Here is a 14,584-nt window from a genome sequence, read left to right on the forward strand (position 1 = left end):
GCCGGCTCGGTGTCGACGACGCGCTCGACCAGGCGCTGTGGCGCGACCCGCCGATGAACAACATGCCGGCCCGGTACGCCCTGCACGACACGGAGCTGGGCGGCCGGTTCATCCAGCGCGGCGACTGCCTCATCCTCGGGCACGCCGCCGCCAACGACGACCCCGCGATCCGCCCCGACGAAGGCGACGAGGAGCCGGGCAACCGCGCCCACCTCGCCTTCTCGGCCGGACCGCACGTCTGCCCGGCGCAGGTACCGGCGCGGCTCATCACCCGTACGGCGGTGAACACCGCGCTGAACCTGCTGCCGGACATGAAGCTCGCCGTCCCGGCCGAGGAGGTGACCTGGCGGCCGTCGCCCTGGACGCGGATCCCCGTCGCGCTCCCGGCACGTTTCTCGGCGGCCCGGATACCCGTCCGCACTGGCCGGGGGTAGTCCCGGGCGGCCGGGGCGCCCGAAGCGGCCCGGTACCGGCGGAAGTCGCCCGGGGATCCGCACCCCACCAGTCCGAGTTCTGGAGAAGACATGACCACGCAAGCGGCAGCCTCGTCCGAGGCGGAGATACCGGTCGTCACCCTCGACCCGCACGGCAGCGACCACCACGGCGAGGCGGCCAGGCTCCGCGAACTCGGCCCCGTGGTCCGTATCGAACTGCCCGGAGACGTCATGGCGTGGTCCGTGACCGACCACGCCCTGCTGAACGACATGATCGCCGACCCGCGTTTCAGCAAGGACTGGCGCAACTGGAACGCCGTCCTGCGCGGCGAGATATCCGACGGCTGGCCGCTCATCGGCATGGTGAAGGTCACCAACATGGTCACCTCGGACGGCCAGGAACACCGCAGGCTGCGGAAGCTGGTCACCCAGACGTTCACGCCCCGCCGGGTGCAGGAGCTGCGCCCGCGCATCGAGGAGATCGTGGGCGAGCTGCTGGACGCGCTGCCTTCGCACGCGGAGGCCGACGGCAGCGTCGACCTCCGGCGCCACTTCGCCCACCCCGTGCCGATGCGGGTGATCTGCGAACTGTTCGGCGTCCCCGAGCACGAGCGGCCCCGGCTCAAGGAGCTGATGGACAACATCTTCCGCTCCGACCTGGGGCCGGAAGAAGTGACGGCCAGTCAGATCGAGCAGTACCAGCTGCTCGCCCGGGTCGTCGACAACTGCCGCCGGAACCCCGGCTCCGACCTGACGAGCGCGCTCATCGCCGCCCGCGACGCGGACCCCGACTCGCTCAGCGAGGAGGAACTGGTCGGCACACTGCTGCTGATGCTCTCCGCGGGCCAGGAGACCACGCTCAGCCTGATCACCAACGCCGTACGCGCCCTGCTCACCCACCCCGACCAGCGCGCCCTCGCCGAAGGGGGCGACGAGGCGGTCTGGGCGGACGTGGTCGAGGAGACCCTGCGCTGGGACGCCCCGATCGGCAACTTCCCCTTCCGCTATCCCCTGGAGGACGTGGAGATCGCGGGCGTACGCATCCCCAAGGGAGAGGCGATCATGGCCCCGTACAGCGCGGTCGGCCGCGACAGGGCCCAACACGGCGAGTCCGCCGACGAGTTCGACATCACCCGGGAGCAGCGCAAGCACCTGGCGTTCAGCCACGGCCCGCACTTCTGCCTCGGGGCCCCGCTGGCCAGGCTCGAAGCGGCCCTGGCGATACCGGCGGTCTTCACGAGGTACCCGGAACTGGCACTGGCCGTCGACCCGTCGGACCTGATCCCCGTACCCTCACTGTTCTCCAACAGCTCGGCCACGCTCCCGGTGCGCCTGAAAGCCTGACCTCCCGTCCCGGCCCGCGCAGACCCGCGCAGACCCGCGCGGACCCGCCCGGACGGCCTTCCGGGCCTCTACGGTGGACAGTGGCGGCGCGACGAGAGGGCGGGTCCATATGCCCCGCTACCCGGCGGTGCTCCAGGAGGTGGCGCGGGTGCTGCGCCCCGGCGGGGTGTCCGTGCACATCGGAGTCCACCCCTGCTTCTGCGGAGGCTTCGCCGGCCGGGCCGGGCGAAAGCGTTAAGAAGGATCATCATGTGTACGCGGTCGTGGTGCGCGTCCTCGCGCCCCACGAACGTGTGAACCCGGGCCTGATGCCCGCTTCTCTGTCACTCCACGCAACCGGCATGCAATACATTGCGGACGTAATCATCGTTGTTTGTCGTGCTTTGCCCTGCCCGCACAGGCGAGTTCGCCGCTGCGGTCGGTGACTGAACTGGAGTTGGTGTGGCCGCACAGCCCGGATATGAGGTCGACGCGCCGCAGGAGAGGGACGACGACTCGTACGCGAACGAACTGCCGGTACGGCGCAAGCGGCCCGGCACCGTCGTCATCAAGTGGCTGACCAGTACCGACCACAAGACGATCGGGACGCTGTATCTGATCACGTCGTTCGCGTTCTTCGTGATCGGCGGAGTGATGGCGCTGGTCATGCGCGCCGAACTGGCGCGTCCCGGACTGCAGATCGTGTCGAACGAGCAGTTCAACCAGGCGTTCACGATGCACGGCACGGTCATGCTGCTGATGTTCGCGACGCCGCTGTTCGCCGGATTCACCAACTGGATCATGCCGCTCCAGCTCGGCGCGCCGGATGTCGCCTTCCCCCGGCTGAACATGTTCGCCTACTGGCTCTATCTGTTCGGCTCGACCATCGCGGTCGCCGGTTTCATCACCCCGCAGGGCGCGGCCGACTTCGGCTGGTTCGCCTATTCGCCGTTGTCCGACGCGGTCCGTTCACCGGGTGTCGGCGCCGATCTGTGGATCATGGGTCTGGCCTTCTCCGGCTTCGGCACCATCCTCGGTTCGGTCAACTTCATCACCACGATCGTCTGTATGCGCGCGCCCGGCATGACGATGTTCCGGATGCCGATCTTCTGCTGGAACGTGCTGCTGACCGCGGTGCTGGTCCTGCTCGCCTTCCCCGTCCTCGCCGGCGCCCTGCTCGCGCTGGAGGCCGACCGGAAATTCGGCGCGCACATCTTCGACGCCGCCAACGGCGGCGCGTTGCTCTGGCAGCACCTGTTCTGGTTCTTCGGGCATCCCGAGGTCTACATCATCGCCCTGCCCTTCTTCGGAATCGTCACCGAGATCATTCCGGTGTTCAGCAGGAAACCGATCTTCGGCTATATCGGGCTGGTCGGCGCGACCATCGCCATCGCGGGTCTCTCCGCCACCGTGTGGGCCCACCACATGTTCGTCACCGGCGGTGTGCTGTTGCCGTTCTTCTCGTTCATGACGTTCCTGATCGCGGTCCCCACCGGTGTGAAGTTCTTCAACTGGATCGGCACGATGTGGAAAGGCTCGCTGTCTTTCGAGACACCGATGCTCTGGTCGATCGGATTCCTCGTCACGTTCCTCTTCGGTGGTCTGACCGGCGTCATCCTGGCGTCGCCGCCGATGGATTTCCACGTCTCCGACTCGTACTTCGTGGTCGCGCACTTCCATTACGTCGTCTTCGGCACGGTGGTGTTCGCGATGTTCGCCGGTTTCCACTTCTGGTGGCCGAAGATGACGGGCAAGATCCTCGACGAACGGCTCGGGAAGATCACCTTCTGGACGCTGTTCGTCGGATTCCACGGCACGTTCCTGGTGCAGCACTGGCTGGGCGCGGAAGGCATGCCGCGCCGTTACGCGGACTATCTCGCCGTCGACGGCTTCACCACGCTGAACACCATCTCCTCGATCAGCTCGTTCCTGCTGGGCCTGTCGATGCTGCCGTTCTTCTACAACGTCTGGAAGACCAGCAAGTACGGGAAGAAGGTCGAGGAGGACGACCCCTGGGGCTACGGCCGCTCTCTCGAATGGGCGACATCCTGCCCGCCGCCCCGGCACAACTTCATCACGCTGCCGCGCATCCGCTCCGAATCGCCGGCGTTCGACCTGCACCACCCCGAGGTGTCCGCTCTCGACGAGACGCACAACGCGGGCCGGCGGGACGTCGTGGAACCCGGGAAGGGCGCCGCCGCTCCCTTGGGAGACGACAAGGGCCCGTCGTGACCGGCGAGTCCACGCCCACGCCCGGCGAGGCGTCGTCAGGCATCCAGCAGTTGGAGGGCTACCTGCTGGCGCAGAGCCGGGTGCGGGAGGCCCGCACCCACGCCGTGCTCTTCGCCGACCGCATGCCCTGGCTGACCAGCGCGCAGCACGAGGAGATCGTCAGCCTCTACACCCAGGACCACATCGCCATGTCCCGCCGGGCGCTGGAGGCGGTCGTGGCGCGCGCGGGGGAGCTGAGGACGGAGTACACGGAGCGGTACGAACTCCTCAAGCGCCGGCTGCTCTGCGCCTACCTCGCCGCCCTGATCGGCCTCGGGTGCGTGTTCCTCTGGCACTTCCCGCGCTGACGGCCCGTCCGGGCGGTCCGGCCCGGCGCGCGGGCGCGTGGTCAGTGCAGTGAGTGGACCACGGCGTGGCCCTTGCCCCGCCCGATCATCCACTTGTTGACCGGAGTCGTGATCAGGAACGCGACGGCGAAGCCGCCGAGGAGCGCGTACCAGAACAGTCCGTCCGACAGGTGCGCGTCCATCGCTCCGGGGGTGAGCGCGATGATGCCGTTGTCGACGAGTTCCATGACGGCGATGGAGACGGTGTCGGCGGCCAGCGCGATCCTGATGGCCGACTTCCAGTCGAGGCCGGCCCTGCGGACCGCGAACAGGGTGAAGGAGTAGCCGAAGACGAAGGCGAGGGAGATCGCCAGGACCATCGTCGGCACGTTGCCCCACAGCAGGGCCGTGCCGATGACCATGCCGAGGATCTCGCCGATGGCGCACCCGGTCAGACAGTGCAGCGTCGCCCTGACCGCCATGCCCCACGACGCGCCGCCGCCCGAGCCCGTTCCGGCCGCCGTATGTTCCGCGTGGTCGTGATGGTCCATGGATCTCGACCTCTTTCCGGTTCCGTAGGGAGGCCCCCGTCATGGCCCGACACGGTGCGAGTGTATACCCCCCTGGGGTATTAGTGAAGTCATACCCCAGGGGGATCGTCGCGGACTGACGGTGGACTGACGGCGGGCTGATCAGAGTCGGCCGAGGATCCTGTTCAGCTGCTCGACCTCGGCCGTCTGGGCCTCGATCACCTCGGCGGCGAGCTTCTTCGCCGTGGTGTTCTCGCCGTTCTTCCGCTGGTCACGGGCCATGGCGATCGCCCCGTTGTGGTGCTCGATCATCAGCCGCGCGAACTTCTCGTCGAACTCGGCGCCCTTGGCGGCGGTCAGCTCCCGCATGTCCCGGCCGGACATCATGCCCGCGGCGTGACCCGAGCCGGACGTGTCATCGGAGCCGCCCGAGCCGTGGTCCATGCCGGGCATGCCGCTTTCGGCCGCCTCCGGCTCGCCCCATGCCCTGAGCCAGGAACGCATGGTGGTGATCTCCGGGCCCTGCGCCTTCTCGATCTCTCCGGCCAGGGCCTTGATCTCCGTGCCGGCGGCACGGCCGTCGGCCAGCTCGGACATCTCCACGGCCTGCTGGTGGTGCGGGATCATCCCCTGGGCGAAGGCGACGTCCGCGTCGTTGAACGGGCGCGCGGCGGATTCGCCCCCGTGGTCCATGCCGTTCATGTCGTCGTCGCTGCCGCACGCGGCCAGCAGGAGGGCGGCGGCGGTGATCGCGCCCGCGACGGCGATGCGGCGCTTCGGGGTGTGTTCGGTGGCGCGCTTGGCGGAACTCATATCGGTACAACCTTGTGGTCGGTCTTACGGATGTGTGGGTACGCGGCCTCGGGTCCGTGAGGACGGCTCGGCCTATATCCGCAGGACCGACAGTGACGCCAAGTCCGGAGTACGGGGCGGGGAGTTGGGCCGCGGCTCGACGGCGAGCCCCGCGAGAGCGCCGGTGAGCGCTCCCGGCCGCCGGGCGGAGGCCGTCGGGAGCGGCGCCGAGAGCGCCCACGTACCGAGCACCGCCACGCACAGCGAGGCCATGTCCATGCCCATGCCGTCCATGCCCATGACCTGCTCGCCGGCCGGGGCCGGGTGGGGGAGGGGCCGCCCCGGTGAAGGGGCCGCTTCGGCGGAGGCGTGGGTCATCAGGTCCGCCCCTGGGCCGTACGCCTCGTCGGGGTGCCCGAGCGTATGCATGGCGAACAGGCCGACCGCGAGCACGGCGACCAGCAGCAGGCGCGCCCTCGTCGTCGAACCCCGCCTGTTCCGGGACGAGTTCGACCCCGGCCGCGAAGCTCGTTCGCGGATCCTGTCGACCTGAACGTCGCAGTGGCGGTGGGACGTCACGTGCTCAACCCCCTTCCGCCTCGTCCGGCCGCGACCTCCGTACGATGGTCGACCGCCACGAAGGGTGAGTCGGAGCGTAACTGCTAAGCAGTTTAGTGGCAACGCGAGAGGGGATGAGGAGACATAGGATGGGCGGTCGCGGTCACCGACGACGGAGGGCCGTACGGCCGGCGGGCCGGGGCGAGGGGAGCGGGGCGTTGCGTCAACTCGGCGAGCTGGAGGCGGAGATCATGCACCGTCTGTGGTCCTGGGGGCGGCCCGCGACCGCGCGCGACGTGCTTACGGACATCAACACAGAGCGGCCCATCGCCTACAGCACCGTCAAGACCGTGGCCGACATCCTGTACCGCAAGGGCATGCTCCGGCGCGAGAAGGAGGGGCGGGCCTGGCTGTACGAGCCGACCTGCACGCGCCAGCAGTACACCGCGGCGCTCATGCAGGAGGCGCTCGGCTCCAACCCCGACCCGGCGGGCGCCCTCCTCAGCTTCGTGGAGCGGATCTCACCGGGCGAGGCCGACGCGCTCCGCGAAGCCCTGCGGGTGGCCAGGCGGCGCAAGGGCACCTCGTGAACACGACCGCCGTGCTGACCGGCCACGCCCTCCTGACGGGGACCGTGGCCCCTTACCTCCTGGCGCGGGCCCGGTGGCTCCACCGCGCACCGACGGCGGCGATCACCGCCTGGCTCGGGCTGGCCGCGACCTTCGTCGTCTCACTCGCGCTGGCCTGCTACCACCTGCTGCTGACCGGGCCGCACGTCCACGACGGTCTCGTCGGCCTGCTCACCGCGTGCGGCCTGATGACGGGCGGCCCGGCACGGGGCACGCCGCCGACACCCGGCGACCTCGCGGCCGTCCTGCTCCCGGCGGCCCTCGTGCTGCTCCCGGCGGTCTGTCTCACGCGGATCTCGTGGCGCGCGCACCGCACCCGGCGCCGGCAGCGCGACATGCTCGCCCTCGTCGGCACGCCCTCGCCCCGGTACGGCGCGACGATCGTGGAGCACCGGGTGCCCGCCGTCTACTGCCTGCCCGGCCGCGCCCCGCGCATCGTCGTCACCAGCGGCGCGCTGCGGGCCCTCTCCGACGAGCAACTGCGCGCCGTACTCGCGCACGAGGACGCCCACATCAAGGGGCGCCACCATCTGGTGCGCGCCGCCGTGGCGGCCTTCGCGCGCGCCTTCCCGTTCCTGCCGCTCGCCCGGCTGGCCCAGGAGCAGACGGCGCTGCTCCTGGAGATGGCGGCGGACGACCGGGCCCTGCGCGGTCACCCGCGAGAGGCGCTCGCCGCGGCCATGTACGAGGTCGCGGCCGGCCAGACCCCGCACCTCGCGATGGGCGCGGGCGGCTCCGGCTCGCTCATCCGGATGCGCCGCGTCCTGGACCCGCCGCCGAAGCCCCGCCGCGCGACGGCCCCGGCCGTCGTCCTGGCCTCGGCCGCCGCCCCCCTGGTGCCGCTGCTGATCGCCTGCGGCCCGATGCCCTGACCCCGGTCAGGCCCGCCCGTTCAGCACTCGATGATGTTCACCGCGAGGCCGCCCCGCGCGGTCTCCTTGTACTTGACCGACATGTCGGCGCCCGTGTCCTTCATCGTCTTGATGACCTTGTCCAGGGACACCTTGTGGCTGCCGTCGCCGCGCAGCGCCATCTTCGCCGCCGTCACCGCCTTGACCGCCGCCATGCCGTTGCGTTCGATGCACGGGATCTGTACGAGGCCGCCGACCGGGTCGCAGGTCAGGCCGAGGTTGTGTTCCATGCCGATCTCGGCGGCGTTCTCGACCTGTTCGGGGCTGCCGCCCAGGACCTCCGCGAGGGCGCCCGCCGCCATCGAGCAGGCCGAGCCGACCTCGCCCTGGCAGCCGACCTCGGCGCCCGAGATGGAGGCGTTCTCCTTGAAGAGCATGCCGATCGCGCCGGCGGCGAGCAGGAAGCGGACGACGTCGTCGTCCTTCTCGGCGTCCGTGTGGCCGGCCGCCGCGAAGTTCAGGTAGTAGTGCAGCACCGCCGGGATGATGCCCGCCGCGCCGTTGGTGGGGGCGGTGACGACCCGGCCGCCCGCCGCGTTCTCCTCGTTGACCGCCATCGCGTAGAGGGTGATCCACTCCATCGCGCGGGCGGCCGGGTCACCCTCGGCGCGCAGCTGCCGGGCCGAATTCGCCGCGCGGCGGCGGACCTTGAGGCCGCCGGGCAGGATGCCCTCGCGCGCCATGCCGCGTGACACACACGCCCGCATGGCCCCCCAGATCTCCAGCAGACCCTCGCGGATCTCGGTCTCCGTGCGCCACGCCTTCTCGTTCTCCATCATCAGCGCGGAGATCGACAGCCCGGTCTCGCGGGCCAGCCGCAGCAGTTCGTCGCCGCTGCGGAAGCGGTACGTCAGCACCGTGTCGTCCAGCTTGATGCGGTCCTCGCCCACGGCGTCCTCGTCCACGACGAAGCCGCCGCCGACCGAGTAGTACGTCTTCTCCAGGAGGACGCCGCCGGCGGAGTCGTACGCGAGGACCGTCATGCCGTTCGCGTGGTACGGCAGCGCCTTGCGCCGGTGCAGGATCAGGTCGGCGTCGAAGTCGAAGGGGATCTCGTGCATCCCGAGCAGACTGATCCGGCCGTCGGCGCGGATGGCCTCCACACGGGCGTCGGCGGACTCGATGTCGACCGTACGGGGGGATTCGCCCTCCAGACCGAGCAGCACCGCCTTGGGCGTGCCGTGGCCGTGCCCGGTGGCGCCGAGCGAGCCGAACAGCTCGGCCCGTACGGAGGCGGTGTGGACGAGCAGGCCCTCGTTCTTCAGCCGCCGGGCGAAGAGGCCCGCCGCGCGCATGGGGCCCACGGTATGGGAGCTGGACGGGCCGATGCCGATCGAGAACAGGTCGAAGACCGAGATGGCCACGGTGGAACTCCTTGCTGGTGGTGGTGCCGCGATCGGCAATGTTTGCCCCAGGAGGAGCGTCGTCCGGCGCGTGCGGTCGCAAGGCGGCCGGAAGCCCTCGTAGCGGAGCTACTGGGGCTTTTGGCCAACGCGGCGAGCGTGCGTGCTGGGCGGCGCGACGGGGCAAAGCTTGCCGGGAGGGGCACCCGACGCCGTTGTCTGCCGGGGTGGTGCAAAGAACGTACGTACGGGGGTGGAACGGTGCGGGGCACCGCGCGCACCGGTCGGGTGCGCGCGGTGCCCCCCCCGGACCGGTGCGACTACAGGCCGGGGTACAGCGGGTGCTTGGCCGCCAGCGCCTTCACGCGCGCCGCCAGGGCGTCGCGGTCGAACTCCGGCTTCAGCGCCGCCGCGATGACGTCCGCGACCTCGGTGAAGTCCTCGGTGGTGAAACCGCGGGTGGCGAGCGCCGGGGTGCCGATCCGCAGGCCGGAGGTGACCATCGGCGGGCGCGGGTCGTTCGGGACGGCGTTGCGGTTGACCGTGATGCCGATCTCGTGCAGCCGGTCCTCGGCCTGCTGGCCGTCCAGCTCCGAGTTCCGCAGGTCGACCAGGACCAGGTGGACGTCGGTGCCGCCGGAGAGGACGGAGACGCCGGCCTCGGTGACGTCGTCCTGGACCAGGCGCTCGGCGAGGATACGGGCCCCGTCCAGCGTGAGCTGCTGACGCTCCTTGAACTCGTCGGTCGCCGCGACCTTGAAGGACACCGCCTTCGCCGCGATCACATGCTCCAGCGGACCGCCCTGCTGTCCCGGGAAGACCGCGGAGTTGATCTTCTTGGCCAGCTCCTGGGTGGAGAGGATCACGCCGCCGCGCGGACCGCCGAGGGTCTTGTGCGTGGTGGTGGTCACGACGTGCGCGTGCGGCACCGGGTTGGGGTGCAGGCCCGCGGCGACCAGACCGGCGAAGTGCGCCATGTCGACCATCAGATAGGCGCCGACCTCGTCGGCGACCCGGCGGAACGCGGCGAAGTCGAGCTGACGCGGGTACGCGGACCAGCCGGCCACGATGAGCTTCGGGCGCGACTCCTTGGCCAGGCGCTCGACCTCGGCCATGTCGACCTGACCGCTCTCGTCGTCGACGTGGTAGGCGACGACGTTGTAGAGCTTTCCGGAGAAGTTGATCTTCATGCCGTGCGTCAGGTGACCGCCGTGGGCGAGGTTCAGGCCCATGATCGTGTCGCCGGGCTTCAGCAGCGCGAACATCGCGGCGGCGTTGGCCTGCGCGCCGGAGTGCGGCTGCACGTTGGCGTGCTCGGCGCCGAACAGCGCCTTGACCCGGTCGATCGCGATGTTCTCGATCACGTCGACGTGCTCACAGCCGCCGTAGTAGCGGCGGCCCGGGTATCCCTCGGCGTACTTGTTGGTCAGGACGGAGCCCTGCGCCTCCATGACGGCGACCGGAGCGAAGTTCTCCGACGCGATCATTTCGAGCGTCGACTGCTGGCGGTCGAGTTCGGCGTCGACGGCGGCGGCGACGTCGGGGTCGAGCTCGTGGAGGGAGGAGTTGAGAAGCGACTTCGAAGACATCACAGTCCCTGGGGTCTCAGTTGCCGGAGAATTCCGTGTACTCGTCCGCGGAGAGCAGGTCCTTCGGCTCCTCCGCGACGCGTACCTTGAACAGCCAGCCGCCCTCGAAGGGTGCGGAGTTCACCAGCGAGGGGTCGTCCACGACGTCCTGGTTCGCCTCGGTGACCTCACCCGTCACGGGGGAGTACAGGTCGCTGACCGACTTGGTCGACTCCAGCTCGCCGCAGGTCTCGCCCGCGGTCACCGTGTCACCGACCGCGGGGAGCTGGGCGTACACGACGTCGCCGAGGGCGTTCGCCGCGAACTCCGTGATACCGACCGTCGACACGCCGTCATCGGCGGTCGACAGCCACTCGTGCTCCTTGCTGTAGCGCAGCTGCTGGGGGTTGCTCATGTCGTGAATTCTCCTGTACGCGGGGGAGTGGTGGTGAACACGTGTCTTGCGGACTGAGATGCGGCGCGGTGCGCGAGGGTCACTTCTGTCGCTTGTAGAAGGGCAGCGAGACGACCTCGTACGGCTCGATCGAGCCCCGGATGTCGACCCCGACGCCCGCCGTGCCCGCCGCGGCGTGCGACGCGTCCACGTAGGCCATCGCGATCGGCCGGCCGAGCGTCGGCGACGGCGCGCCGGAGGTGACGTGACCCACCACCTGGCCGCCGGCCACGACCGGGTATCCGGCACGCGGCACCCGGCGGCCCTCGGCGACGAGCCCGGTCAGCTTGCGCGGCGGCGCGCTCTCGGCGCGCTCGGCGGCCGCCTCCAGCGCCGTACGGCCCACGAAGTAGCCCTCCTTCTCGAACTTCACGACCCGGCCGAGGCCCGCGTCGAAGGGCGTGAGGCCGGTGGTCAGCTCCTGCCCGTACAGCGGCATGCCCGCCTCCATACGGAGGGTGTCGCGGCACGAGAGGCCGGCCGGTACCAGTCCGGCGGACGCGCCCGCGGCCATCAGCGCCTGCCACAGCCCTTCCGCGTGCCGGGGCTCCACGAACAGCTCGAAGCCGTCCTCACCCGTGTAGCCGGTACGGGCGATCAGCGCGGGCACCCCGGCGACGGTGCCGGGCAGCCCGGCGTAGTACTTGAGCCCGGCCAGATCGGCGTCCGTGAGCTGGGCGAGGATCCCGGGCGAGAGGGGCCCTTGGACGGCGAGCAGCGCGTACGCGTCGCGGTCGTCCCGCACCTCGACGTCGAAGTCCGCGGCGCGGCCGGTCAGCTCGTCGAGCACCACCTGCGCGTTGGAGGCGTTCGCGACGACCATGAACTCGGGGTCGCCGTGGGTGTCGAGGCGGTACACGATCAGGTCGTCCAGGATTCCGCCGTCCTCCTGGCAGATCATGGTGTAGCGGGCGCGGCCCACGGCGAGGGAGCCGATGTTGCCGACCAGCGCGTAGTCCAGTGCCTCGGCCGCCTGCGAGCCGGTGACGGTGATCTCGCCCATGTGGGAGAGGTCGAAGAGGCCGGCCTTCGTACGGACGGCCAGGTGCTCCTCACGCTCGCTGGCGTAGCGCAGCGGCATGTCCCAGCCGGCGAAATCGGTCATCGTGGCGCCCAGTGAGCGGTGCACGGCGTCGAGCGCGGTGAGGCGCGGGGCGTCGGGACCGGCCGCTTCGGGGGCGGGGGTGTGAGACGTATTGCTCATAGGTGTGGCTCCCAGGGCATGACAGAGAGGACAATCCTCCCCATCTGTCATCGGAACCTGAGAGGTTCATCACGACCGCACGTAGACCTACGCGTACGGAGTCACGACTTGCACCTTGGGTGGAACCGCCTGGCGGCGATTCGCTTTTCAGATCTGCCTCGTCCGCGCGGTACTGGGCCTGAGAGATTCAAGGGAGGAACTTGCTCCTTCGGCGCCCGGCACCCACGGTGACCAGGACTCTCCCGCGCGGATTCGAACGGCCGGTATGGAGTTGGCGCGCACATCATCGCACGCGTCGGCCTCCGGAGGGAGGGAGGGCGGCGGGGACATCGGCGGAGCCACCGCCGGTGACATCCCTCCGGGCGGGCGGACGGGACCGGCCGGGCCGCGATCAGCAAAACGCTTGTGCCGCATTACCAGTTCTTTACACTTCAAGGGCAAGGGTCATCGGCGATGACGATGGACCCGACAGGGGGAGGGCGATGACGTTGCAGCGGTCCCGTGCAAGCGCGTACGCGACGACCGCGGGGGTGCCCGCCCAGCCGGCAGCGCTCCCCCGCAAGGCCTTGGCGGCCGTCCCGCCGGTCGTCCGCGACCTGCGGGAGCGGGGGCGCCGGGGGCCCCGGCGCCTGATGTTCGCCGACGGCGACGTGGTCGTCGTCTCGGGCCTGCCCGGCAGCGGCAAGTCCACGCTGATCGCCCGGACGGCGGCCGGCCGGGGGATCGACTCGCAGGACACCCGCGACCGCTGGGCGCGGCGGCTGCCGGAGAGGCTGCCGTACGCCGTCTACCGGCCGCTGGTGCGCCTCGCGCACTACGCGGGGCTGCGGCGCGCGCTGCGCTCCGGCGAGAGCGTCGTCGTGCACGACTGCGGCACCCAGGCGTGGGTGCGGCGCTGGCTGGCGCGCGAGGCGCGCAGACGCGGCAGACGGCTCCACCTCGTCCTGCTGGACGTGACCCCGAAGACCGCCCGCGCGGGCCAGCGCGAGCGCGGGCGCGGGGTGTCCGGGTACGCCTTCGCGCGCCACCGCCGCGCGGTGTCCCGCCTCGTCGCTGACGCGCAGGCGGGACGGCTCCCGGCGGGCTGCGCCTCGGCGGTTCTCCTGGACCGCGACGTCGCGGGCGCGCTGACGGGGATCGACTTCCCGGGCACTTGAGAAGCGGGCCCTCCGGCCGGCGTCCGGGCAATGCGCGGCAGCGGCACTGCCGGCCCTCGGGCCGGCGTTCGTCCTCCATCGCCGGACGGGCAGCGAATGCAGCCCGCCCGGCGATGGAGGACACCCCGCCCACCGGGGGCGGGCGGCGGAGCCGCCGTCGGCGGCGCCCGGCCACGCCCCACCGGCGTTAGGGTTTTCGCGGCGCGCGGTACGCACCGGCGCCGCGCGGTACGCACGGGCGGACACGGGAGAGTTCTGTGAACACAGCATGGCCGGGCAACGAGCTGGAAGAGGTGCTCGCCGCCTCGCTCGGGAACGACTCGGCGGGCGGGCGGCTGGTCGAGGTGCTCGGCCGCAGTCAGCTCTGGGTGCCGCTGCCCAACGGCGGCGGACCCGACAGCCCCGGACTCGATCTGCCGACCTTGGAGATCGAGGGCGTGCCCTACGTCCCCGTCTTCAGCTCCGAGCAGCAGTTCCTCCAGTGCGTCGGGGCCCATATGCCCTTCACCGTCGCCCCGGCCCGTGAGTTCGCCCGCGGACTGCCCCCGCGCCTCGGCATAGCCGTGAACCCCGGCGGCATGGTCGGGGCTCCGCTGCCGCCGCCCGCCGTCGCGGAGCTGTGCCGGGTGGGCCGTACGCCGCTGGACGGTCCCGCCAGCGGGGGCCGGGTGCGGCTCTTCGAGCCCGACTGGCAGGAGGACCCCGTCGACTTCCTCACGGCGGCGGCCGAGGAGTTCGAGGCGTCCGGCGTCGTCCTCAGCGCGCGCCGCGGCCTCGCGAGCATCGAGGGCGAGCCCCCGGTCCTCTTCGTCGGTGTCCAGCTCTCCTCCTGGGAGGCCGCCGAACGCAACGCGCCCATGGACGCGCTCGGCAGGGCCCTCGGCCGGGTCCGGGTCGGCTGGCCCGTCAACCTCGTTCTGCTGGACGCCACCCAGGACCCGGTCGGCACCTGGATGCTGGAGCGGGTGCGGCCCTTCTACCAAAGGACGGCCGCGCCGTCCGCGTAACACGCCGTGGCACGTCAGCCCCGGAACCGGCAATGACCCGCCGGACTAAGCTGGTTTGATGGTCCGGCCGGCACGGGCCCGAAGCGGGGGAGGCCGGTCCGGATGGTGGATCGACG

At 70.8% G+C, this 14,584-nt stretch carries 15 protein-coding genes, 1 pseudogene and 1 riboswitch; of the genes and pseudogenes, 9 read left to right on the forward strand and 7 right to left on the reverse strand.

Annotated features, from left to right (window positions below):
* The 4 genes and pseudogenes from GXP76_RS14780 to GXP76_RS14795 all read left to right on the forward strand — a co-directional run.
* A pseudogene (locus GXP76_RS14780) lies at positions 1 to 434 on the forward strand (cytochrome P450); the annotation flags it as partial.
* A gap of 90 nt (positions 435 to 524) precedes the next feature.
* Positions 525 to 1,778, forward strand: coding sequence for a cytochrome P450 (locus GXP76_RS14785; RefSeq protein WP_242571963.1), 1,254 nt, complete (start codon positions 525 to 527; stop codon positions 1,776 to 1,778).
* 441 nt (positions 1,779 to 2,219) lie between these two features.
* On the forward strand, positions 2,220 to 3,989 hold the full coding sequence (ctaD, locus tag GXP76_RS14790) for a cytochrome c oxidase subunit I (RefSeq protein WP_242571964.1): 1,770 nt from the start codon (positions 2,220 to 2,222) through the stop codon (positions 3,987 to 3,989).
* The gene (locus GXP76_RS14795) at positions 3,986 to 4,336 is read left to right on the forward strand and encodes a hypothetical protein (protein ID WP_242571965.1); all 351 of its coding nucleotides are present in this window, start codon (positions 3,986 to 3,988) and stop codon (positions 4,334 to 4,336) included. Before ctaD ends, GXP76_RS14795 begins: the two co-directional genes overlap by 4 nt.
* Positions 4,337 to 4,377: 41 nt before the next feature.
* Here GXP76_RS14795 and GXP76_RS14800 read toward each other — a convergent pair whose 3' ends face one another.
* The 3 genes from GXP76_RS14800 to GXP76_RS14810 all read right to left on the reverse strand — a co-directional run bounded on the left by GXP76_RS14800 (position 4,378) and on the right by GXP76_RS14810 (position 6,066).
* Entirely contained in the window at positions 4,378 to 4,866 is a 489-nt protein-coding gene (locus GXP76_RS14800) for a DUF4396 domain-containing protein (RefSeq protein ID WP_242571966.1), read from the reverse strand.
* Positions 4,867 to 5,007: 141 nt separating this feature from the next.
* Positions 5,008 to 5,658, reverse strand: coding sequence for a DUF305 domain-containing protein (locus GXP76_RS14805; protein ID WP_242571967.1), 651 nt, complete (start codon positions 5,656 to 5,658; stop codon positions 5,008 to 5,010).
* 72 nt (positions 5,659 to 5,730) lie between these two features.
* Positions 5,731 to 6,066 carry a hypothetical protein gene (locus GXP76_RS14810; protein ID WP_242571968.1) on the reverse strand — a complete coding sequence of 112 codons (336 nt, stop codon included), beginning with the start codon at positions 6,064 to 6,066 and terminating at the stop codon, positions 5,731 to 5,733.
* On the opposite strand from GXP76_RS14810, the gene GXP76_RS35610 reads away from it, so the two are divergent.
* The 3 genes from GXP76_RS35610 to GXP76_RS14820 all read left to right on the forward strand — a co-directional run bounded on the left by GXP76_RS35610 (position 6,065) and on the right by GXP76_RS14820 (position 7,696).
* Positions 6,065 to 6,190 carry a hypothetical protein gene (locus tag GXP76_RS35610; RefSeq protein WP_277993389.1) on the forward strand — a complete coding sequence of 42 codons (126 nt, stop codon included), beginning with the start codon at positions 6,065 to 6,067 and terminating at the stop codon, positions 6,188 to 6,190. The two genes, GXP76_RS14810 and GXP76_RS35610, sit on opposite strands and share 2 nt — an antisense overlap.
* Positions 6,191 to 6,413: 223 nt before the next feature.
* A complete protein-coding gene (locus tag GXP76_RS14815; RefSeq protein WP_242571969.1) occupies positions 6,414 to 6,785 on the forward strand; it encodes a BlaI/MecI/CopY family transcriptional regulator in 372 nt (123 codons plus the stop codon).
* Positions 6,782 to 7,696, forward strand: coding sequence for a M56 family metallopeptidase (locus GXP76_RS14820; protein WP_242571970.1), 915 nt, complete (start codon positions 6,782 to 6,784; stop codon positions 7,694 to 7,696). The genes GXP76_RS14815 and GXP76_RS14820 overlap by 4 nt, the downstream gene beginning before the upstream one ends.
* Before the next feature lie 20 nt (positions 7,697 to 7,716).
* Here the strand turns inward: GXP76_RS14820 and GXP76_RS14825 are convergent, their stop codons facing one another.
* From GXP76_RS14825 to gcvT, 4 genes are all read right to left on the reverse strand, one after another.
* Positions 7,717 to 9,099, reverse strand: a complete 1,383-nt coding sequence (locus GXP76_RS14825) for an L-serine ammonia-lyase (RefSeq protein WP_242571971.1) — start codon at positions 9,097 to 9,099, stop codon at positions 7,717 to 7,719.
* A gap of 299 nt (positions 9,100 to 9,398) precedes the next feature.
* Entirely contained in the window at positions 9,399 to 10,667 is a 1,269-nt protein-coding gene (glyA, locus tag GXP76_RS14830; RefSeq protein WP_242571972.1) for a serine hydroxymethyltransferase, read from the reverse strand.
* Positions 10,668 to 10,683: 16 nt separating this feature from the next.
* Positions 10,684 to 11,061 carry a glycine cleavage system protein GcvH gene (gene gcvH / locus GXP76_RS14835; protein WP_078074962.1) on the reverse strand — a complete coding sequence of 126 codons (378 nt, stop codon included), beginning with the start codon at positions 11,059 to 11,061 and terminating at the stop codon, positions 10,684 to 10,686.
* 79 nt (positions 11,062 to 11,140) lie between these two features.
* Complete coding sequence (gene gcvT / locus GXP76_RS14840; RefSeq protein ID WP_242571973.1) at positions 11,141 to 12,304, reverse strand: glycine cleavage system aminomethyltransferase GcvT; 1,164 nt, start codon at positions 12,302 to 12,304, stop codon at positions 11,141 to 11,143.
* Between the two features lie 157 nt (positions 12,305 to 12,461).
* Positions 12,462 to 12,559: riboswitch (glycine riboswitch) on the reverse strand.
* A 227-nt stretch (positions 12,560 to 12,786) separates the two neighbouring features.
* Between gcvT and GXP76_RS14845 the strand changes: the two genes are divergently transcribed.
* Together GXP76_RS14845 and GXP76_RS14850 are read left to right on the forward strand one after the other, a co-directional pair.
* Complete coding sequence (locus tag GXP76_RS14845) at positions 12,787 to 13,461, forward strand: AAA family ATPase (RefSeq protein ID WP_242571974.1); 675 nt, start codon at positions 12,787 to 12,789, stop codon at positions 13,459 to 13,461.
* Positions 13,462 to 13,718: 257 nt separating this feature from the next.
* Positions 13,719 to 14,468, forward strand: a complete 750-nt coding sequence (locus GXP76_RS14850; RefSeq protein WP_242571975.1) for an enhanced serine sensitivity protein SseB — start codon at positions 13,719 to 13,721, stop codon at positions 14,466 to 14,468.
* Positions 14,469 to 14,584: the final 116 nt, after the last annotated feature.

Origin of the sequence: Streptomyces sp. NP-1717, assembly GCF_022695985.1 — a bacterium.
Lineage (GTDB): Bacteria > Actinomycetota > Actinomycetes > Streptomycetales > Streptomycetaceae > Streptomyces.